The organism is Paenibacillus pinisoli (assembly GCF_003605435.1).
GTDB classification, from domain to species: domain Bacteria; phylum Bacillota; class Bacilli; order Paenibacillales; family Paenibacillaceae; genus Pristimantibacillus; species Pristimantibacillus pinisoli.
Map to the genome: position 1 here is coordinate 269,074 of NZ_QXQB01000005.1, position 19,308 is coordinate 288,381.

Annotated in this window: 21 protein-coding genes and 1 riboswitch; of the genes, 9 read left to right on the top strand and 12 right to left on the bottom strand. The window is 51.5% G+C overall.

What is annotated here, in order from left to right; translation table 11 throughout:
* The first annotated feature begins 42 nt into the window (after positions 1 to 42).
* Positions 43 to 189, top strand: coding sequence for a hypothetical protein (locus tag D3P09_RS27825; RefSeq protein WP_165867543.1), 147 nt, complete (start codon positions 43 to 45; stop codon positions 187 to 189).
* 150 nt (positions 190 to 339) lie between these two features.
* Here D3P09_RS27825 and D3P09_RS22225 read toward each other — a convergent pair whose 3' ends face one another.
* The 3 genes from D3P09_RS22225 to D3P09_RS22235 all read right to left on the bottom strand — a co-directional run bounded on the left by D3P09_RS22225 (position 340) and on the right by D3P09_RS22235 (position 4,104).
* A complete protein-coding gene (locus tag D3P09_RS22225) occupies positions 340 to 2,175 on the bottom strand; it encodes a polysaccharide deacetylase family protein (protein WP_120113610.1) in 1,836 nt (611 codons plus the stop codon).
* 11 nt (positions 2,176 to 2,186) lie between these two features.
* Positions 2,187 to 3,617 carry an MBOAT family O-acyltransferase gene (locus tag D3P09_RS22230; protein WP_120113611.1) on the bottom strand — a complete coding sequence of 477 codons (1,431 nt, stop codon included), beginning with the start codon at positions 3,615 to 3,617 and terminating at the stop codon, positions 2,187 to 2,189.
* A gap of 61 nt (positions 3,618 to 3,678) precedes the next feature.
* Positions 3,679 to 4,104: a GNAT family N-acetyltransferase gene (locus tag D3P09_RS22235; protein ID WP_120113749.1), complete on the bottom strand. Its 426-nt coding sequence runs from the start codon at positions 4,102 to 4,104 to the stop codon at positions 3,679 to 3,681.
* Positions 4,105 to 4,287: 183 nt separating this feature from the next.
* On the opposite strand from D3P09_RS22235, the gene D3P09_RS22240 reads away from it, so the two are divergent.
* From D3P09_RS22240 to D3P09_RS22250, 3 genes are all read left to right on the top strand, one after another.
* Complete coding sequence (locus D3P09_RS22240) at positions 4,288 to 5,247, top strand: cation diffusion facilitator family transporter (RefSeq protein ID WP_120113612.1); 960 nt, start codon at positions 4,288 to 4,290, stop codon at positions 5,245 to 5,247.
* A 174-nt stretch (positions 5,248 to 5,421) separates the two neighbouring features.
* A complete protein-coding gene (locus tag D3P09_RS22245; RefSeq protein ID WP_120113613.1) occupies positions 5,422 to 6,231 on the top strand; it encodes a (2Fe-2S)-binding protein in 810 nt (269 codons plus the stop codon).
* Positions 6,232 to 6,307: 76 nt separating this feature from the next.
* On the top strand, positions 6,308 to 7,495 hold the full coding sequence (locus tag D3P09_RS22250; protein WP_120113614.1) for a voltage-gated chloride channel family protein: 1,188 nt from the start codon (positions 6,308 to 6,310) through the stop codon (positions 7,493 to 7,495).
* Here D3P09_RS22250 and D3P09_RS22255 read toward each other — a convergent pair.
* A complete protein-coding gene (locus tag D3P09_RS22255; protein ID WP_120113615.1) occupies positions 7,477 to 8,355 on the bottom strand; it encodes a radical SAM/SPASM domain-containing protein in 879 nt (292 codons plus the stop codon). The genes D3P09_RS22250 and D3P09_RS22255 overlap by 19 nt on opposite strands.
* Positions 8,356 to 8,382: 27 nt before the next feature.
* A complete protein-coding gene (locus D3P09_RS22260; protein WP_120113616.1) occupies positions 8,383 to 8,832 on the bottom strand; it encodes a thiol-disulfide oxidoreductase DCC family protein in 450 nt (149 codons plus the stop codon).
* A 108-nt stretch (positions 8,833 to 8,940) separates the two neighbouring features.
* A riboswitch (guanidine-I (ykkC/yxkD leader) is annotated at positions 8,941 to 9,040 on the top strand.
* Positions 9,041 to 9,162: 122 nt separating this feature from the next.
* Here D3P09_RS22260 and D3P09_RS22265 point away from each other — a divergent pair.
* Both D3P09_RS22265 and D3P09_RS22270 read left to right on the top strand, forming a co-directional pair.
* Positions 9,163 to 9,534, top strand: a complete 372-nt coding sequence (locus D3P09_RS22265) for a DMT family transporter (protein ID WP_120113617.1) — start codon at positions 9,163 to 9,165, stop codon at positions 9,532 to 9,534.
* Positions 9,531 to 9,845: a DMT family transporter gene (locus D3P09_RS22270; RefSeq protein WP_120113618.1), complete on the top strand. Its 315-nt coding sequence runs from the start codon at positions 9,531 to 9,533 to the stop codon at positions 9,843 to 9,845. Before D3P09_RS22265 ends, D3P09_RS22270 begins: the two co-directional genes overlap by 4 nt.
* 62 nt (positions 9,846 to 9,907) lie before the next feature.
* On the opposite strand, the gene D3P09_RS22275 is transcribed toward D3P09_RS22270, so the two are convergent.
* The 4 genes from D3P09_RS22275 to D3P09_RS22290 form a co-directional block, all read right to left on the bottom strand.
* Complete coding sequence (locus tag D3P09_RS22275; protein ID WP_120113619.1) at positions 9,908 to 10,141, bottom strand: cold-inducible protein YdjO-related protein; 234 nt, start codon at positions 10,139 to 10,141, stop codon at positions 9,908 to 9,910.
* A 50-nt stretch (positions 10,142 to 10,191) separates the two neighbouring features.
* Complete coding sequence (locus D3P09_RS22280) at positions 10,192 to 11,277, bottom strand: lactonase family protein (RefSeq protein ID WP_120113620.1); 1,086 nt, start codon at positions 11,275 to 11,277, stop codon at positions 10,192 to 10,194.
* Positions 11,278 to 11,343: 66 nt separating this feature from the next.
* Complete coding sequence (locus D3P09_RS22285; protein ID WP_120113621.1) at positions 11,344 to 12,066, bottom strand: DsbA family oxidoreductase; 723 nt, start codon at positions 12,064 to 12,066, stop codon at positions 11,344 to 11,346.
* Between the two features lie 113 nt (positions 12,067 to 12,179).
* A complete protein-coding gene (locus tag D3P09_RS22290; RefSeq protein ID WP_120113622.1) occupies positions 12,180 to 12,836 on the bottom strand; it encodes a cell wall hydrolase in 657 nt (218 codons plus the stop codon).
* Positions 12,837 to 13,401: 565 nt separating this feature from the next.
* Here D3P09_RS22290 and D3P09_RS22295 point away from each other — a divergent pair.
* Both D3P09_RS22295 and xerS read left to right on the top strand, forming a co-directional pair.
* Positions 13,402 to 13,944, top strand: coding sequence for a dihydrofolate reductase family protein (locus D3P09_RS22295; RefSeq protein WP_120113623.1), 543 nt, complete (start codon positions 13,402 to 13,404; stop codon positions 13,942 to 13,944).
* Positions 13,945 to 14,025: 81 nt separating this feature from the next.
* Complete coding sequence (gene xerS / locus D3P09_RS22300; RefSeq protein WP_120113624.1) at positions 14,026 to 15,123, top strand: tyrosine recombinase XerS; 1,098 nt, start codon at positions 14,026 to 14,028, stop codon at positions 15,121 to 15,123.
* 36 nt (positions 15,124 to 15,159) lie between these two features.
* On the opposite strand, the gene D3P09_RS22305 is transcribed toward xerS, so the two are convergent.
* Positions 15,160 to 15,681, bottom strand: a complete 522-nt coding sequence (locus tag D3P09_RS22305; RefSeq protein ID WP_120113625.1) for an ADP-heptose synthase — start codon at positions 15,679 to 15,681, stop codon at positions 15,160 to 15,162.
* A gap of 170 nt (positions 15,682 to 15,851) precedes the next feature.
* Between D3P09_RS22305 and D3P09_RS22310 the strand changes: the two genes are divergently transcribed.
* Positions 15,852 to 16,838, top strand: coding sequence for a YpdA family putative bacillithiol disulfide reductase (locus D3P09_RS22310; RefSeq protein ID WP_120113626.1), 987 nt, complete (start codon positions 15,852 to 15,854; stop codon positions 16,836 to 16,838).
* A 17-nt stretch (positions 16,839 to 16,855) separates the two neighbouring features.
* On the opposite strand, the gene D3P09_RS22315 is transcribed toward D3P09_RS22310, so the two are convergent.
* Together D3P09_RS22315 and D3P09_RS22320 are read right to left on the bottom strand one after the other, a co-directional pair.
* On the bottom strand, positions 16,856 to 18,193 hold the full coding sequence (locus tag D3P09_RS22315) for a DUF4129 domain-containing protein (RefSeq protein ID WP_120113627.1): 1,338 nt from the start codon (positions 18,191 to 18,193) through the stop codon (positions 16,856 to 16,858).
* Positions 18,190 to 19,305, bottom strand: coding sequence for a DUF58 domain-containing protein (locus tag D3P09_RS22320; protein WP_120113628.1), 1,116 nt, complete (start codon positions 19,303 to 19,305; stop codon positions 18,190 to 18,192). The genes D3P09_RS22315 and D3P09_RS22320 overlap by 4 nt, the downstream gene beginning before the upstream one ends.
* Positions 19,306 to 19,308: the final 3 nt, after the last annotated feature.

Sequence of the window (19,308 nt, forward strand, 5' to 3'; positions counted from 1 at the left end):
CAGAGGTCAGGCCACTATACGCAAGGGGTGGAGGAATAAGCCATGGGTCGTCACAAGCAGCGCTCCTCAGCAGGCAGAAACGTGTCGTTCGCGATTCGCTCCAGGCAAGCAGAGAATGACGTAGCAGGTACAGCGGCTCAACATCGGAACCAGAAGGGTCATACGCCGAACAGCCCGTCGACAGGCTAGCTGCCAGTCGGACGAATTTTGGGAAATGATCTTTTTGGTTTGTGCTCAAGCTATGCTTGCATAGCTGCATCCGAATGCGGTATAGCAGAAAAAAGACTGCCGGGTAATACCCGGCAGTCTTCCCTTTTAACAATCCATACAGCATGAATATTATTTGCCCTGCAGCCTTGCTACCAGCGTCTCGCTAGGCACTTCAGGCCCGCCATTGATCCGTTTAAGAGCAAATAGCGAATCCGGGTCACCTTTGACGATCTGGTTAATGCCCGATTTCGTCGACAGCGTGGAGCGATAGCCCATGTCCTTCAGGATTTGCTCGGACAGGTGGGAATAGAAGCCGAACGGATAGGTGAAGATGTTCACCGTATTGCCTAGATGCTGTTCGATAGAATCCGCCATGCCCCCAATATCGGAATGAAGCGCTTTGGCATAATCCCCGTTCGATTCGCCTTCCATTTGCAGCACACCGCTGCGTACGGAAGGGTCATCCGGATTCGATTCATGCATGTCATAGCTGTGATTCTGAATATCGATAATGCCGGAGTCTTGCATTTCCTTAGCCTGCTCCCACGTAAAATGCGGATAGAACTGCTTGCCCGGAATCCGGTGCTCACTGCGTCCAGTGGACCAGCCGATTATGGAGATGGTCGCATTAAAGCCCAGCTCCTTCAGCACTGGATATCCGTATTCATAATTGCTCAGATATCCGTCATCGAATGTGATCGCCACCGGATTGTCCGGCAGCTCCTTCTTCCCGTCTACATAGTCGATCAAATCAGAGATCAGCACCGTATTGAAGCCTGCAGCTTTGACCGCTTCCATGTCGCTGCGGAACTTGGCAGGCGGCGTAATGAGCGAGTTCGGCTCATACGGATCATCGTCGATATGATGATAGACCAATATTGGAAGGTTGACCGTTTCCTTGGACGGCGCAGCAGGACGCTCGAAGACCGCTGCCGCATGCTCCGCCACATTATCCTTGGTCGTCAAGTGACCGAAGCCCTTCGGCACATAGACGCTCTCATCCTGGAAGATGTACCCCAGCATCATGCTGCCAAGGGTATTGCGATAGTGCATCGTATCATAGAAATAACGCGGATCGCCGCTAATCGGCGTATAGCCGGAGAAGTCCCAGAAATCCGTAACTTCCGCCAGCTTGGACCAATATTCCTTCAGGTCTTCCATGTCATAGCTGAGCAGCTCCTGCTCCGAAGTCGCCCCCGTAATTAGCCGGAACGTTGCGCCGTGCGATTCCGCATATGCTTTCATTCGCGCAAGCGCATCAACGTTCTTGTCGAGAGCCGATGCCTCCAGCTTGCCGAATGGAGCGAAGGCCGCTTTGTTCGCCTGCATATAAGCTTCGAGATCATCAACCTTCTCCGCATCTCGCTTCACTTTATTATAGACGCCGGTCTCCGGTATGAACTGCGAGTATTCGAATGAATCGACTGCCCGCTTGGCGTAACCCTCCAGCTTGGAATAGCCGTATGAAGGATTCAGCTTCAAATAATCCAAATAAAACTTAAATGTCGACTCGCCTGATACTTTAGCATGGAGCGATTGCTTGAAGTCAGTCGCCTTCTCGTTGAAATGGCTGAGTTCTTGCAGGCTCATATGCACTACGATATTTTGGGGCTTGTACTCATCTACAAGATAATAAAGCGTCTTCTCGTAATCGTTGAAATCCCCGCCGTACATCAGCATGCTGTAGAACTTCGCATCGTCTCCGTAATATTGGTTCAACAGCTCGGGAGAGATCGAGCTTGATTTGGAACCGCCGATAATATACGAATTATAGCGTTCATGGTACTGGTCCAGGTAGCCGATCTTGGCTACGCGCGGATTATTGACCATGTTGTAGGAGTGCCATTTGAGCACCTTGTCGCCGAATACGCCGAAGGGATCGACGACGATGTTGAAGCCTGCCACGACCGCCGCCGCCAAACCTAGCGACGCGACGAACGCGATCAACCATTTGCGCAATTTCACCTATTGTCACCTCAGAATTGGAAATATAGGAAATTGGATACCGAAGTCATCTGTGCCAGCGAGATGCCTAGCAGCAGCGCTGCCGCGACCGCGTGGCGAACGCTGGGCTTGAAGTCATGCGACATCTGCGCCGAGTTCTTCCCGAAGAACGAAATCGCCATGCCGATGAGCACCAGCGCAATCGTATAGGCGTTGTAAGCTGCGAAGCTTGCCACCTTGTCGAATGCGGCTGCCATGTCCATGCCCGTGAAATCCTTTAAGCTGAGCATCTTGCGGATCACCGTCCACGCTTCGCCCATCGTATCGGATACGAACAGAATCCGGGTTCCGATTACACCTGCGAACGTAAGCGTCCATGCCAGGATGAACGGCAGCTTCCACTTGTTGCGGTACATGAAGTGGGACATGCATACGAAGACGCCGTTGATCAGTCCCCACACGATGAATTGCCAGCCCGCGCCGTGCCAGAAGCCTGATACAAAAAACGTCATCATGACCGAAAAGTAGAAGTTGAAGCTCCCGCTTCCCTTACGGTAGAAGCTGCGGAAGATATAGTCCGACAGGAACTTCGACAGCGTCATATGCCATCTCTGCCAATACTCGCGGAAGTTCCGCGCCTTATACGGCGAGTTGAAGTTATGCGGCAGCCTGATATTGAACAGCAGCGCAAGACCTAGCGCCATATCGGCATAACCGGACAGATCGAAGTAATAAGAGATCGTATATCCGACCGATGCAAGCCACGCGGACAGCGTATCGCCGGCCCCGACATTCGCATAGAACGATGCGGCATAGCTCGTAATCGGGTCAGCCAGCATAATCTTCTTCGCGCAGCCGATGGAGAACAGGAACATGCCCAGCATGATATTCGCCGGATTGATGCGGCGCATCGCATTGTCCTGGTATTGCGGGATAACATCGGCATGATGCACGATCGGTCCCACGATCAATTGCGGGAAGAAGGTTATGAACAGCAGGAAGTCTACAATCGGCGTTTCCTTGGTCAGTCCTTTATAGCAATCGACCAGATAAGCGATCAGTTGGAATGTATAGAACGATATCCCGAGCGGAAGCACGATCTCCAGCAGCGGAAAAGCTTGTCCGGTCAAATGATTGACATTTTCGATAGCGAAGTTCGCATATTTGTAATACCCCAGAAACGCGACATTGAGCAGCAAGCCGATGGTGAGCAATAGCCGCTTCGTCCATGTCGCTCCCTGTTTGCCTGCTTTCACGATCATGCTGCCGATCGCAAAGTTGACGAGGATGTCGAGCATGAACAAGATTACAAATGTTCCGCTGCCTTGCGCGTAGAAGTATATCGACGCCATGACAAGCCATAGCTTCGCGACGTTCGGCTCCTTCACATAAGTAAGCAACCGGTAGACGAGAAAGGTCACCGGCAGAAATAAGAATATGAACGTATAAGTGGAAAAGATCAACGTGGCAACCTTCTTTCAATAAATGCGTATGCGACTGAAGCGTTCCCTCTGCAGCTTGCTCTTACAATTTCTTGATCATGCGGATGTGCGGAATGCCTTCCTCCATGAACTCATCGGAGTCTGCCTTGTACCCGAGCCGCTCATAAAAGCCCGCCGCTTGTGTTTGCGCATGGAGCTTCGCTTTGGGCAGATCGGCCTCCCTGGCCACTTCCTCCAGCTCTTCCATGACAGCAGCGCCGATTCCATGCTTGCGGAATTGCGCCAGCACACAGATACGCTCCAGCTTCGCCATTCCTTCTACCACCCGGATGCGGCCAGCTCCAGCCGGCTCTCCATTATACTTGACCAGCACATGGATGGCATCTTCCTCATGCTCGTCGATTTCGACATCAGGCGACACGCCTTGTTCATTCACGAATACTTCCATCCGGATGCGGTAAGCCTCATCCAGCTGTTCCTTTGATTCTACTCTTTCAGTTGTTACCATGGCTCCATCCGCCACTCCCTTCATAATATCTTCTCTATTATAATGCTATTTTTCACCGTTTGCCAAAAGGCTTCAAAAATCGACGTTGCTCCCCCATGCATTCCTTTATTGATGAAAACCCATAATAGACATATAATGTCTTGTGACAGCTGTTAAAGTCTGGTTATGGAGGGTCAAGATTTTATGGGCAATTTTTGGGCGCTTGTCAAAAAAGGCAATACATCATCCGCCACAGCAGCACTTGGCAATACCGGACTCGCCATCATTAAAGCTATCGGAGCGTCCTTCAGCGGCAGCGGCACCATGTTCGCCTCCGCCATGCATTCCGTGGCGGATGCAGTGAACCAGGGGTTCGTCTTCCTCGGCAGCGTGCTTGCCGAGCGGCAGCCGACCAAGCGGTTCCCGACAGGCTTTGGCCGCGTCGTGAATCTGTTCTGCATGATCGCCGTTATCGTCGTTACGATTATGGCGTATGAGACTTTCCATAAGGGGCTTAAATTGATCAAGCATCCCGAGGAAGCCTCGAATTTCTGGCTCAACTTTATTATTCTGCTCATTGCAATCGTCATTGACGGCTCTATTCTGATCAAAGCTATGAAGGAGATTGTCAAGGAGACGCGCAGCGGAGCCAAGGGACTGGGCATTATTCCTTCCGCTATCCGCAATGCAGGCAGAGCGGCCCCGCCGACACGGCTCGTATTCTATGAAGATGTAGTGGCCACGCTCGGCGCGTTATTTGCCTTAATCGCCATTATTCTCGCGGAGTACTCCAGCTTCAAGCTGATGGACGGCATTGCTACCATCCTGATCGCCTGCCTGATGATTGGCGTCGCCTTCAAGGTCGGTTACGACAACATGGTGGGCCTGATCGGCGTTGCGGCTCCGAAGGACGTAGAGGACCGGATCGGCGCCATCATTCTGGACAATCCTGACGTTACCGATATCGGCAAGATGCGCATCGTCCAGGAAGGCAAGAACTATCATGTCGAAGCCTACGTAGAGCTTCGCAAAGGCTTCTCGCTAGCCGAAGCGACAGAGATCAATCATCGGGTGCGTGCCAAGCTGCTGGAAGATCCCGACGTCGCCGATGTCACGCTTGGCATTATGGACGATAACGGCATTATATCCTGGAAGCGGCCTTGACACCTGACACGATAGCAATTAAGCATGCCCGTTTGCGGCGGCAATGACCTTTTCGAATGTCATTGTCCTCTGCAAGCGGGCTTTTTCCTTCATTGACACAGGTTTCCGCCCCGCTCTATAATTACTCTAGTCTTATGGTGATAACCATTATCAAAGGTAACGGAGGGGCCGTTCATGTCTCAGGAGCTTGATTTTAGCGTAATTAAAGACTTTTATCATATTTCACCCGAAGGTGCTGACGAGCCATATTACGAGCTGCCTGCATCCGGACTAACCAATGCAGCTACAGCCCAAGAAGCGCTGGGGCAAATGGGAAGGCTGTGGAAGGCCGTCGGCATGGAGTTGCCAACCTCCTTCACCGGCATTACGCTGTTCAACCTGACGGTAATGAACGTATTTTTCTCCGCAAGCCATAACGTATTTCTCAGGCTTCCTCTGGACCGCATGACATTCCAATTGGAGCAGCATCACGACCATGCCCATTACGGTTTCAAGCTGCTGGCGCTGGAGCCCGTCTCCTTGCCTTCTGACGAGATGGAGCGCACCGGGATTCTCGTTCGTGAATGGACGGCATTATTCCAAGAAACGATCATCCCCGCAGTCAATGGTGTTGCGGCCGCTGGCGGCCTTAAGCCGGATTTGATCTGGAACCAGTTCGGCGGCGGCATGCATGGCGTAATCGCTTATGTGCGGCAAGCCTTCGACATCCCCGGTCTGGCTGATCGCATGGATGCGGAATTTGCCGTCCTGGAGGGGTTGCCTGCCGATGTATTCCAGCGAAGACGCAATCCGTTCCTTCATAAGCCCCGTTATATTGACAATCCGTGGGATCCGGACCATCCGCAAATGCTGCGCTCGTCCTGCTGTATGTATGACCGGCGCGAGAACGGATCGAAATGCTATAATTGTCCGCAGATGCTCCCGCAAGAGCGTGATGAGCGCCGCAAGCAAGTGTTGGAAGAGCTGGCGCATGCTCATTCTTGATGGCGGCAAACGACTATAGACAGATATATGCCTGTTCATTCAGGCAACCGACTACTTACGGAGGGGCTGCAACCTGATGAAATGGCTGAAATGGATTCTACTCCCCATTGCAATCGGCATTGCGGCAGGTTCGGCCTCCGCCTTGTTTCTCGCCAGTCTGGATAGCGTGATAGCCCTGCAGACCGGACACTCCTGGCTATTGTGGCTGCTGCCCGCCGGCGGCGCTGCTGTGAGTCTGATGTATATGAAGGTTGGCAAAGACGCCATACGAGGCAACAACCTCGTACTGGAGCAAGTACATAACGGCAACGGCAGCATTCCGTTGCGTATGGCGCCGCTTGTATTAATCGGGACGCTGGTCACGCATCTCTTCGGCGGCTCGGCGGGACGCGAAGGGACCGCTGTTCAGATGGCCGGCAGCTTGGCGTCAGCGATTGGCGGAAGGCTCCGCCTTGACGAGCAAGAACGCAGAATGGCGGTATTATGCGGGATCGGGGCCGGCTTCGGCTCCGTATTCGGCACACCGATCGCAGGCGCCATCTTCGGCCTGGAAGCAAGCAGCCGCGGCGCGATGCGTTACCAGGCGCTTATCCCTTGTCTCATAGCCAGCTTCACCGGCCATTATGTGACGTTGGCATGGGGCATCAAGCATACGCATTATGCGATTGGCGTGCTTCCGTCACTCCACTGGCTCACGATATTGAAGGTCATCGTTGCCGCTCTTGCTTTCGGCATCGCAGCATGGCTCTTCATCCGTCTTATTGCCATGCTGAAAAAGCTGTTCGCGCGCGGGTTCAAGCACCCGGCGCTGCGCAGCTTTGTCGGCGGTATAATAATCATAGCGCTTGTATACGGATTGGGCAGCCGCGAATACTTGGGACTGGGGCTCCCGCTCATGGCAGACGCCTTCGCCGGCGAGAGCTCGCCGCTTGCCTTTCTTTGGAAGCTCCTGTTCACTTCCGTCACGCTAGGCTCCGGATTTATGGGCGGCGAAGTGACGCCGCTGTTCGTCATCGGATCCGCTCTTGGCAGCTCCCTGTCAGCCTACTTGGACCTGCCTGCGACGTTTCTTGCTGCACTTGGACTCGCCTCTGTATTCGGTGCTGCTTCCAAGACGCCGATCGCCTGCACCATTCTTGGCTTGGAGCTGTTCGGTGTCCAGGGCGCACCCTATATGCTAATAGCATGCCTCGTCAGCTTCGCAGTCTCAGGACGTACAGGAATATATGAATCCCATGTCCGCACCTACGTACCGAAGCGCTGACGATAGCCGCACTTGCGGCACAGCTCCTCGACGGCTTCTCTGCGAGAGAAGCCGTCGTGCAGGTTCGTCGCCCGCTCCCCTTCAATGATGTCCGCGAATGGTTTATCGTGAATATTGCCCAGATTGATGACGCCTTCTCCATCCAGACAGCAAGGAATGACCGTGCCGTCAATCAAGACGCCGGCTTGATTGCGAAGAGCATAACAGAATCCCTTCCCGTCATCCTCCGGCTCCTTCAGATCAGGCCACTTGAATTCTGGATCTTGGTTCAAGTAGATGCGCTCCGCTATCTTAACTCCTGTCCCAGGCTTGAACCTCTCTTCAATACGGAAGTCCAGCGAATATGCCTCCTCGATCATGCCAAGAAGCTCCCGGTTTTTGTCCCGCTGCTTGTTCACTTCGTTATCCATATCCAGATTCCAAAGGCGATAAGAGATAATGACATCGCTCTCCTCTTTCGCTTCCTTCACAAAGGTTAATATATCGGCCAAATAACCCGCTTTGTCCTCGGAGCCGGGATGACCGTCGAAGCTATGCAGCGAGAAGTTGATTTGCCTCAATGCCGGCTTGCCTAGCAGCTTAGCTTTGTTTTTCGTAATCAGCGTTCCGTTCGTCGTAATATTGACCTTAAAGCCTTTCTCATGCGCGATATCCAGCAGCTTATCAATCTTCGGATGCAGCAGCGGCTCGCCTTTTACATGGAAGTAGATGTAGTCGGTGAATGGTTTCACCTGATCCAGTGTTTTGCTAAAGTCCTCTACAGACAAGAACCCCTTCGCTCGTTGGGTCGGCGGGCAGAACGTACAGGACAAATTGCATATGCTGGTCGTCTCTATATAAAACTTTTTAAACTTTTTCATCCGGTTTCTCTCCAAATCAGCAAGTGGTTACGATGGCGAAGCGAGGCCGTCCTTCACGAATCGGGACATCACTTCAGGAGTAGGCATCAGGCATGATGGCGCGCCGCCGCCAAAACGATGGCGTTTCCTCGCTACCCACCGATATATAGCATCGCGCAAAGGCGCAGGAACGGCAATGAATGCATAGAGCATGCTTCTCCAGCCTCCAAGCCCTCTAAAAACTCGTAATGCTGCGCCAGAATTCATGTAATATCGCCCGCTGTCATACAGAACGAACGAATCCCAGTTATCCGTCTTCAATCCGCCTTGCCGCAGCAAGCGCTGGCCTGCGGGGGATTGGAGCGTAGCGAAGCTGAACACGCGCTTCTGGTCATGCTCTATCAAATAACGGGTAATATGCTGGCACAGATGGCATTCCCCGTCAATCAAGACGACCGACCCGTCACCGGCCTTGCTATCATTCTTCAGCAATTCCATGCCATCATCGTCCTCTCTCGTATGATTACTTTCATCCTATCATATTCTTTGCAAAGTTGCACTTGACCCCTGCCCTCTAGTGTACTATAATCAAACGAAACTTCATGAACAATAGTCTTCTAGGGTTCCGCGGCAGCTGCCGGCCTGGTCCGAGGGAAGACACGCGGCTGCGGCCGCGGCAACACGGAGGGATAAAAGCCCGGGAGATCATCGACCAGATGCTTCCAGGGCTTTTTTTTGTGCCTATTTCAGTCATCTGCCGCCCTGCTCTGGTCCGATGAATGAAGTTTTAGGCATCATCAAAAACTATAGAAAAGGAGTGGACGCACCATGCAATCGAGCCAGAACAAGTATTGGCTGCTCGTCATCGTGGCAGCTTGCTTCGAAGTGCTGTGGGTAATGGGTCTCAAGCATGCCGAAGGAATAGCGGCGTGGGCCGGCACGATCGTGGCCATCATCGTCAGTTTCCTGCTGCTGATCTATACAGCTAAGAAGCTGCCCACCAGCACGGCTTATGCCGTCTTCGTCGGACTCGGCACAGTCGGTACCGTTATCGTCGAGATGGCGGTGTTCGGAGAGCCGTTCCGCTGGAGCAAGGTTGGTCTGATCGCCGTGCTGCTAATAGGCATTATCGGCCTGAAGATGGTAACGCACGACGGAGATGAAGAGCATTCTGCCAAGAAAGAAGGTGAGCCTGCATGAGTTGGTTCCTTGTTATAATGGCGGGATTGTTCGAGGTTGTCGGCGTAGCCGGCATTGCCCAGTACAATAAAAAAGCGTCGCTTCCTAATGCCCTTATGCTTGGCGGCGGCTTCCTGATCAGCTTCATTCTGCTGTCCCTTGGCATGAAGGATATGCCGATGGGCACCGCTTATGCCGTATGGACTGGAATAGGCACCGTCGGCAGCGCGCTGATAGGCATCTTGTTCTTCCGCGAATCCAAAAGCTTTATGCGTATTCTATTCATCATCCTTGTGCTAGGCGCTGTCATCGGCCTCAAACTTATCGGATAATTCACGACATTAACAATCGCCCATGCTCCTATTCGGAACATGGGCGATTGTATTTAGGATCGCTAGAAATCTGATTTCGGTTTGCGCGGCTGCGATTTTGCTTTGTTCTGAACAGGAGGGAGATGGCGCATGCTTCGGTGCATCGGACCGCTGCAGATTGGGCATTTCTGCTCCGTTGCGGCAAATTCGTCCCTTACCCATGCTTTGCATTCCGCGTTTTTGCATTTCCAAATCTTCGTAGGCTTAAGATTTTCTTTCGTGTCTGTGCTGGTTGCCAAAAATAACGATCCCTTCATATATCCAATTTCATTCGGACTTCTCTTTTTTATTTTATGTTGTTAATTATTTATGCGTTAAAGTATACGGGAATGACACACACCGGCTTTGTTGCTTCCGCTTCATAACCCGTAGCCTGCAGTGTCCCTTTCTCGGCATCTACGCGGAACGTCACGATATTGTTGGCATCGCGATTGGCGGCAAGCAGATATTGGCCATTCGGCGTTAAGGAAAAATGCCTTGGATGTCCGCCGCCGGACGAAATGTGTTGAATAAGGCTTAGGCTGCCGTTCTCCGGATTCACGCCAAATACAACGATGCTGTCGTGTCCGCGATTGGAGCCGTACAGATAACGGCCGTCACCTGAGATTGCAATCTCTGCTGTGCCGTTCTCTCCAGTATAATCTGCAGGAAGCGTGCTGACCGTTCCCAGCACCTCAAGCTTGCCTTCCGATGCATCATACGCCAGCGATGTGATCGAGGAATCCAGCTCGTTGATGACAAAAGCAAATTTGCCGCTCGGATGGAACGTCAGATGGCGGGGACCCGCTCCGCCATGAAGCTTAACCGTGTCATGAGCCACAAGCTTGCCCTCTTCGGCATCAAGACGATAGACAGCGATCACGTCCAAGCCCAAATCCTGTACAAGCAAGAAGCGGCCGTCTGGACTATAGAAGCTGGAATGCGGATGAGGCCTGTCCTGCCGCTCGGCATCGACACTGCTTCCCTCATGCTGGCGCACATCGGCGAGCTCGCCAATTGAACCGTCCCCTTCAATACGCAGCAGCCCGGTCATGCCTCCATGGTAGCTGGTCACCGTCAAGAAGCGGTTGCCTTGATCTCGCTGGATATGGCAAGTCGTGCCCGCTACCGTCAGACGCTGGCTTATCCGTCTAAGCGTCCCTTCCTGGACGTCAATCCGGAATGAAGCCGCCTCTCCAGCCTTCTGTCCATCAGCATTAACGCCCTCCGATATCGAGTAGAGCAGCTTCCGCTCGGCATCGACATGGATGAACGTCGGATTTTTTAAGCCGGCATAAGAGCCCGTCTCCGTTAATTGCCCGCTCGACTCATCAAGGCGGAATACGCGCAGTCCCTGATCGGACGCTTCAGCGTAAGACCCCGTGAATACAAGCAATTGACGTTGTTCAGCCACAACCTATTCCTCCCCAAGAAATCAGATAGTTAGTATGGACGCCCGCGGGCCAGTCCATTCGCCTTATCAGGCTTTGTTGTCCGTGCCGGGAGCGCAATATCCGTCCGTGCACGCTGCGCCTTCCTGGACGTCGCCTACTTGCTCCAGTACCGGATATTTGGCTTCCCACGCTTTATTCAGCGTATCGAGAAATACAGCTGGAGATTGAGCGCCGGATACAGCGTACTTGCGGTCGATGACGAAGAACGGCACGCCGCGAATGCCAAGCCGGCTGCCCTCTTCCTCTTGTCCGCGAACCACATCCGCGAGCTGCTCCGTCTCCAGAACCGCTTTAGCTCCTGCCTCGTCAAGGCCAGCTTCGACTGCAAGCTCTACAAGGCGTGCCTTATCCGATATATCCTCATTATCGGTAAAGTAAGCGCGGAACAAGCGTTCCGACATCTCTGCTCCCCGGCCTTGTGACTCGCCGTACTGCGCCATGCGGTGGGCATCGAATGTATTCAGCGACAACGCGCCATCAAATCTGAATGTAAGTCCGACTGCGGCTGCCTGCTGCACCAGATTGTCACTGGAGGCTTTGGCTTGTTCAATCGTCATGCCGTATTTCTTGGACAACATCTCATACGTGTTCATTCTCGCGCTTGAATCCGCATGCGGGTCCAGCTCGAAGCTTCTGAATTCCGTCACAATGTGTTCCTTGTGAGCGAACTGGGCTAGCGCCGTCTCGAATTTCTTCTTGCCGATATAACAGAACGGACATACAAAGTCCGACCATATTTCAACTTTCATGTACTTCCACCTCCTGTATGAATATAACCTTTATTATACCATGATCCTTGCCAATGAACGAATAGCTGCAATCAAAAAACAAGCCCCGCCATTCCAATGGCGGGGCTTGATGTCTAGACTGCAAATATATGGCGTCCGATCTTGCCTGTCTGTGTCCGTGTCCAGATCCAAGCAGATGTCGCAGTGTCCGGATTGAAGTAATAGAGTGCGCCGTTCGTCGGATCATAGCCGCGAACCGCGTCCAGCGCCGCGAGATATGCTGTCTTGTCCGGCACTAGATAATATTGGCCGTCATCTACAGCGGTGAACGCTCTTGGCTGTTCAATAACGCCCTTTACTGTATTCGGGAAGCTCGAGGATGCCAGCCGGTTCATCACGACTGCTCCAACAGCAACCTGGCCTACATAAGACTCGCCTCTTGCCTCGCCATAAATAATTCTGGCCAGCAAATCCAGCTCGTGCTTGTTCACTGAAACCTTCTTGAGCATGGCCCATGTCTGTTTCCCTGCGATGCCGTCAGCGGCAAGTCCATAGTCCCGCTGGAACCGGACAAGCGAATCCCTGGTAACCGGTCCGAAAAACGGCGTAATATCTGTATTGAAATAACCTAACACTTTCAAGCGATATTGTAAGTCCGGAACATCCGGAGCTGAGCTTCCATAAGACAATGTCTGCGGCGCTGCTGCATGTGCAGACGGTACCGTCAAACCAGTTAACGCGGATAATCCCAAAGCAAATGCTAATGTCATGATAACAAGTTTCTTCTTCATCTAGAGACATGACCTCCTTCATTCATTGCCGCTCAAGCGACTCGTTGTAGTGTAACATAGAATAATTAATCATGTAACAGAATTGAATGAATTACATGAATTTACTAAAAGAATAAATACAATCAACAAAATTATTAAATTTATTAGAAAATATTTTAGTATCACGATTGTTTGTTTGAGTTTTTCAGGAATTATACTCGTAAAATTATATTGCCTAGATCAGAATTGGACAAAAAAAGGCCAACCGAAATTGCTGGTTAGCCATTAACCTGTTTATTGCCATGTGGATAAAGTCCCACTCGCTCGTGTCTTCCGAAATTTGACGGTGTATGGACGCCAATAGCTTTAATTTTATGGGCAATCACTCCATGAATACGGCCTATTTCGAGTTGAATTGTCACCTTGTTAAGAGCTGAAAATTCTAGCAATTGATGAGAAACCGGGCCTGCTTTTTGATGATAAAATTGCGGTATGAGACTTCAGGGATACTTACAGACTGGATGCACAAACATTTTACAGAATATAAACACGTATTTAGAAGCTATGAAAAAAAGGAGATATAATAATGGCAAAAGTTATTATTCACGCAACAACAACACTAGATGGATACATGGCCGACAAAGACGGTGGAATCGATTGGATGTTCGATTTTGAAGCTACGGACCAAGATTACGCAGTGGTCAATAAAGTCATGGAGGAAATAGGTGCTATAGTTGGTGGAGGAAACAAAACGAACACCATTAAAGAAGGAGAAATACCGTACGGTGGTATGCTGAAAGTCCCCATATACCTCATGACCCACGAAGCCCATGAACCGGTTGAGAAAGATGGTATCACGTATCGTTTCGTCGTTAACGACATGAAGCAAGCCGTTGAGGCTGCCAAAGCAAGCGCTGGCGATAAAAGTGTCGCACTATTGGGCGGCAGCATCTCTAGGCAATGTCTCAAACTTGGTCTAGTGGATGAGATCGTATTAGCTGTAGTCCCCCTGCTGCTGGGTGACGGCATTTCATTATTTGACGGGCTCGGAGAAAGTATTAAGTTGGAGCGGATAGAAACATCAGCCTTTGCGAGTGAGACCCACCTGCGATACCGGGTTGTAAAGTAGCGGCTTTTCCATTTTCAAGATTGTCCCCCGTCCCGCCCATTGGTACAATAAGCTAAAGAGCAAGTTGCGAGGAGTCAAGCGATGAATATTATAAAGATGAAAGACAGACAGGAGCTGGACGCCAAGCTTCCGACTATGCCTTGGTACATCGAGCAGTTCATCAATTACAAGCTGCCCGACCTCTCCCCGTCTTCGCTTGTGGAATATATGAGGGATTACGAGACCTTCCTGCATTGGCTCATCAGCGAGGGGCTTACTGATGCGGCCAATCTGAAGGAAGTCCCGCTTCAGGATTTGGAGACGTTAAAGATGGAGAGCATTGATGCATATCGCATGTTTCTCTCCACGTACAAGCCGGAACGCAACAACCGTACGACGATCTCACGGAAGCTGTCCTCCCTTCGCTCGTTATTTCATTACTTGAGTCAAATCGCGGAGGATGATGATTTCTATCCATTGCTGAAGCGCAATGTGATGGCGAAGGTCTCGATCAAGCGCACGCACAAGCCGAAGGATACAGCGGCCAAGCTCGAGGGCAAGCTGCTGCAGGAAGAGGAGATTACGGAGTTTCTCGATTACGTCAAGCAAGGTTACGGTGTAGAGATTGCCAGCAACAAGCAAGCGTCCTATTCCTATGAACTGAATAAGACCAGAGATGCCTGCATTATCAGCTTTATTCTCCATTCAGGGCTTCGCGTCTCGGAGCTGGTCAATCTGAATACCGATGACATCGACCCCAAGAAGAAGCTGTGTTATGTATACCGCAAGGGCAAAAACGACGATGACTTCAAAACCCCTGTCTACTTCCGGAACGATGCGGTTGAAGATTTGAATCTTTATTTGTCACTGAGGGAAACGCGGTACAAATGTCCGAGACGCGAGAAAGCGCTGTTCCTGGCCATCGCCAATGGCAACAGCGAAGGCTCGCGCATGACGAAACGCGCAATCCAGGCGATGGTGATCAAATACGCCAAGCGATTCGGCAAGCCTTATCTGTCCGTCCATAAGCTGCGCCATTCCTTTGCCACGGACTATTATTTGCAGAACGATATCTACAAGACGCAGGAGCAATTGGGGCATGCTTCCCCGGAGACGACGCAAATTTATGCGCATCTGACCGATAAAACGATGGCAGAGGCGATCGACCGCAGGCAAAAAGAAGGCAAGTCGGACGAATAAGGGCAGCCGCCCCCGTCCAACTTGCCTTCTTCATTGCTATACTTCCAAATCCTCGGCAGAGATGCCTTCCTCCACCGCAAACTCGAAATCCTCGATATCATATACTTGCACAGGCACTTCGGCCTCGATAAGCTTATCTTGAAACTCGAATTGGTCGGACAGCAGCGGTATGCCAAGCTTCATGCCGGTCAGCAGCAGCTCCGTCTCGATCGGATCGAAGATTTCGCCGTATTGCGCATTATCCATCGCATTCACTACCGTAAAATGAATATCTTCGCTTAGCAGAAGCGCCGAGCTTTCCCGCCAAGGCACCTGGAGAGCCTTCTCGATCTTCTTACGGTTAAGCGAGTCCTCGAAAAACGCGATTAATTCAATTATCTTCTCTTTCACATGACCGTCATCATCGGGATTGTCCATCACCGGATCCGAACCGTCCCTCATATCGTATAGCTCCGCAATGGAGGAATAGGGAACAACATATTCAACCGGACGACTCGGGACGAGAAGATGCCCATACGTTGCTACCATTACTGCTTCTATTACAAACCGTCTACGCATGCCACTCCCCCTGATTCATTCTGTTTTACGTTAAGCTTCCACCATATTATACAATAAACAGATGCACGTACAAGATAGTTATTCGCCAAATTTGCGCACTCGCGCAGTCCGAAGTACAATGTGAATAATCATTATAGGCCAAAGAAACCGTTCCACAGGAGGATTCATGCATGACTAATCATACGATCGAGCATACCATTATTATCGGCGCAGGACCTTGCGGCCTCGCTGCGGCTATCGAGCTGCAGCGCGAAGGCATCAGCCCGCTTATTATCGAAAAAAGAAACATCGTCCATTCCATTTCCCAATATCCTACATACATGCATTTCTTCAGCTCGCCCGAAAATCTGGAGATCGGCGACATCCCGTTCACGACAGCGAACGAGAAACCGTCTCGGCTGGAGGCGCTGAACTACTACCGCACCGCCTCGCAGCGCCATAACGTACGCGTACAGCCCTTCGAGACCGTCTTGTCGATCGAGCGCACCGAAGACGGCTTCAAGCTGAGCGGCGAAGACCGCTTCGGAAATCCAAGGGTGCGGTATTGCCGCCATGTCATCATCGCCACCGGCTACTTCGACCATCCGAACCGGCTCGGCATCCCAGGAGAAGAGAAGGATAAAGTGAGCCACTTCTTCCGCGAAGCCCATCCTTATGCAGGTATGGAGGTCGCCATCATCGGTGGCAGCAACTCTGCTATCGATGCCGCTCTGGAACTGGAGCGTGTCGGCGCGAAGGTAACCGTCGTCTACCGCGGTGCGCAATATTCCTCCAGCATTAAGCCTTGGGTGAGACCAACCTTTGAGGGCAAAGTAACGAAAGGCGCCATCTCCATGAAATTTTCGTCCCGTGTCGTCGAGATCGCCGATACCTATGTAGTGATTCAGCATGAAGACAGCGAAGAGAAGCTTGCGAACGACTTTGTGTTAGCCTTGACCGGCTTTCATCCGGACCGCGGCTTCCTGATGGAAAGCGGCGTAACCATTGAAGCAGAGGGATATCCGACCTTTGATGAGAATACGATGCAGACCAACGTGCCGGGCATCTATCTGGCAGGTGTCGTAGCTTCAAAGCTTGAGGCCAATGAAATCTTTATTGAGTCCGGCCGCTTCCATGGGCGCAAGATCGTTCAGCATATGCTCGACCAACAAAAATAACGGCGATTTCGCCGTTATTATTTGTTACGCTTATGAGTCTGCAGTTTTGCTCGGAATTGCTGCACTAGATCATCTTGAGGCTCTTTGTCGCCATAGCGGACTGCCTCGTATTGATCTATAAAGGGATGAACCCACTCCCTGTCGCTTGGCTGCTCCAAGCTCCCTTGATCGGCAGCGGTCTCGCGCGGCGTCAGATGCGGCTTATGCTCATAGCCTCGCTTCTTTGCATCTGCTATCCAGCTTCGGTACAAATACCTGACTCTGTCGCGATTCGTTGATAAGGAATCCCATTCATCGCCTTTGCCCCCGCCTGAACCGAATAAGGAACGAAGCCTGTTCTTCATCCGGTTGCGAAGGTCGGAAAAAGACATTAAGCTCTCAATTTCATCGGTAAACCCCGTATCAGGCTCCGCCAGCGCCACTCTGCGGCCAAGCAGCTTATCCATCATCGCCTTAATGGCATGGCCGAATTTCTTGTACACCAGCTTAATAACATATACTGTAACCACGATCATTAAAATCGCGAAACCGACATATAATATCACTTCCAAATAGTCCCAGAAACGATAGCTTTTCTGATTAAGCCTTGGCAGTATTAGCCTCGGCAGAGTCGGTAGCTCGGGCTCCTCCGTCATCGGCTCGCCTGATCCGAAATGGGCGAATATCGCACGAAAGATGGAGCGAATCCAATCCTCTATTGTATGTCTGAGCTGCGCAATTGCCATCACCAAGCCCAGCAAAGCCATGAGAGAAACGATCCAAATGCGGTTCTGTCTGCGTGTCGCACTCAACGCTTGGGATGAACGATGATCGACCACTTCATTCGTGACATGACGTTCATTCATAAGGATCAGCAGCAGGAATATGGAAACTAAAATACCTGTATTCAAAATAACTGTATACGCGCTTAGCGGCTGAATAAGCACCATCTTCAGAATCTGGGTCGCAATATAAGCTGCCAGGCCTACCACCATATGAATAGTGTGGAAGCTTGCACTCCAGCCCAGATTCAATTGCTGAAAGCCCCTATTCGCGAATAGCGTGCCGAATAACGACATGACGACTAGCGGAATCGGGGACAAGCCCGTGCCTGTGAGCAAGGCGACAAAGGCTGCATGGGCCGCGCCTGCTGCCAGTATCAAACACAAACGGGTTATGAGACGTATCCGAGTATGCACGCTGAGTACAGCAAGAGGTACACAATACGCTAGCGGCAGCGTTGCCAACCACCAGTTCATTGTCGGGGCCGGCAATAACAGGATTGTAAGCGTCAATAGAATCGGAAGATAAAATAAGAGCTCGATATACCCTGTTGCGAGAGCTCGCCAGAGAGGAATACGCGCGTTATTCTTCATGCGCTAATCTCCTCCCCGGCTTGGTACGAATCCAATCCTTCTCTCGGAATCTCCCAGACCGTCACTGAATTGCCGCAAGCGCGCAGCTTGTCCGCTGCATACTCCAGCGTGTCGTTCCAATAGGCTGACAGAATTACAATGTCACGGTCTGAGTATCCAAGCGACGCTTCATGCTCAAGCAGCTGCTGGAACTTGACCGTACGGCTAAGCTCAAGCATAGCCATGACCTCCAGCAGAAGGAGCATATGCTCATGTCCGCGATTGCTCTCGATGCGGACGCTGTCGGGACCGGAATCCACCGGCATGTTCGCGGTGAAGCCTGCTGCCATGCCTTGCACTATAGCGGCGTCCGCTACGCCTGCTGCCCATTCGATCCCCCGCTCGATTAGCGCTTTGTTCGATACCGTACGCCACATTGTCTCTCTGTCTTCCACATTCAGCAGAATCATCATATTCCGCTCCGCCGTGTAATCGTACTGGTGAACTTGAAGCACTCCCGTACGCGCGCTTGCTTTCCAGTTGATTTGCTTCATGGAATCGCCCGGCTGATACTCTCGAGCTCCTGAGACAACGAAAGGATCAGGCACAATAAAGCGCTTGACGGTGTATTCGCCTTGCATGCTTCGCGAAGGCAGCAGATGAAAGGGAACTTCTGCAGGACGGGGATAGACGACCAGCTCATCATTTAATTGAAATTTCGTATGCTGTAAAAAAACGCCTAGCAGGTCTCCCCCTGTTATCGTTACGGAATTAAGCCGGTAACAGCCTCTCTTGAGCGCTTTCACATAATGGGTGCGCGTCAGCCGCTTATAGCTGCCCAAACTGAAGAGGCTTCGATGATTCTGGTACAGATTGCCGCTGCTCACTTCAATATTTTCTCCTTGCCGGAATTGAAGCTGCGCAGGCAGCTGCGATTCCACGCGCAGCCAAGGCACAGGCAAGCTCTTGCGGTTGTCGAGCTGCTCCACCAGCTCTATCTCATCTCCTGCAAAGCAAGTGTGCTGGCGGAATTTCCGGGAGTAGGTGAGCTCGCGAAGCGCATGCCGCTTGAATAGACGCCCTTGTCCGTAGATGGCAGCCATGCTGAATAAAAGTATCCATAAGATAAACATAAT

Excerpts from the sequence above, each read along its gene's own strand:
- D3P09_RS22270 (WP_120113618.1), top strand. The coding sequence starts at position 9,531 with ATGAGTTGGTTCCTTGTTATAATGGCGGGATTGTTCGAGGTTGTCGGC.
- D3P09_RS22260 (WP_120113616.1), bottom strand. The coding sequence starts at position 8,832 with ATGGAATTGCTGAAGAATGATAGCAAGGCCGGTGACGGGTCGGTCGTC.
- D3P09_RS22250 (WP_120113614.1), top strand. The coding sequence starts at position 6,308 with ATGAAATGGCTGAAATGGATTCTACTCCCCATTGCAATCGGCATTGCG.
- D3P09_RS22235 (WP_120113749.1), bottom strand. The coding sequence starts at position 4,104 with ATGGTAACAACTGAAAGAGTAGAATCAAAGGAACAGCTGGATGAGGCT.
- D3P09_RS22295 (WP_120113623.1), top strand. The coding sequence starts at position 13,402 with ATGGCAAAAGTTATTATTCACGCAACAACAACACTAGATGGATACATG.
- D3P09_RS22275 (WP_120113619.1), bottom strand. The coding sequence starts at position 10,141 with ATGAAGGGATCGTTATTTTTGGCAACCAGCACAGACACGAAAGAAAAT.
- D3P09_RS22315 (WP_120113627.1), bottom strand. The coding sequence starts at position 18,193 with ATGAAGAATAACGCGCGTATTCCTCTCTGGCGAGCTCTCGCAACAGGG.
- D3P09_RS22240 (WP_120113612.1), top strand. The coding sequence starts at position 4,288 with ATGGGCAATTTTTGGGCGCTTGTCAAAAAAGGCAATACATCATCCGCC.
- D3P09_RS22305 (WP_120113625.1), bottom strand. The coding sequence starts at position 15,681 with ATGCGTAGACGGTTTGTAATAGAAGCAGTAATGGTAGCAACGTATGGG.
- D3P09_RS27825 (WP_165867543.1), top strand. The coding sequence starts at position 43 with ATGGGTCGTCACAAGCAGCGCTCCTCAGCAGGCAGAAACGTGTCGTTC.
- D3P09_RS22255 (WP_120113615.1), bottom strand. The coding sequence starts at position 8,355 with ATGAAAAAGTTTAAAAAGTTTTATATAGAGACGACCAGCATATGCAAT.
- D3P09_RS22265 (WP_120113617.1), top strand. The coding sequence starts at position 9,163 with ATGCAATCGAGCCAGAACAAGTATTGGCTGCTCGTCATCGTGGCAGCT.
- xerS (WP_120113624.1), top strand. The coding sequence starts at position 14,026 with ATGAATATTATAAAGATGAAAGACAGACAGGAGCTGGACGCCAAGCTT.
- D3P09_RS22245 (WP_120113613.1), top strand. The coding sequence starts at position 5,422 with ATGTCTCAGGAGCTTGATTTTAGCGTAATTAAAGACTTTTATCATATT.
- D3P09_RS22290 (WP_120113622.1), bottom strand. The coding sequence starts at position 12,836 with ATGAAGAAGAAACTTGTTATCATGACATTAGCATTTGCTTTGGGATTA.
- D3P09_RS22285 (WP_120113621.1), bottom strand. The coding sequence starts at position 12,066 with ATGAAAGTTGAAATATGGTCGGACTTTGTATGTCCGTTCTGTTATATC.
- D3P09_RS22310 (WP_120113626.1), top strand. The coding sequence starts at position 15,852 with ATGACTAATCATACGATCGAGCATACCATTATTATCGGCGCAGGACCT.
- D3P09_RS22320 (WP_120113628.1), bottom strand. The coding sequence starts at position 19,305 with ATGTTTATCTTATGGATACTTTTATTCAGCATGGCTGCCATCTACGGA.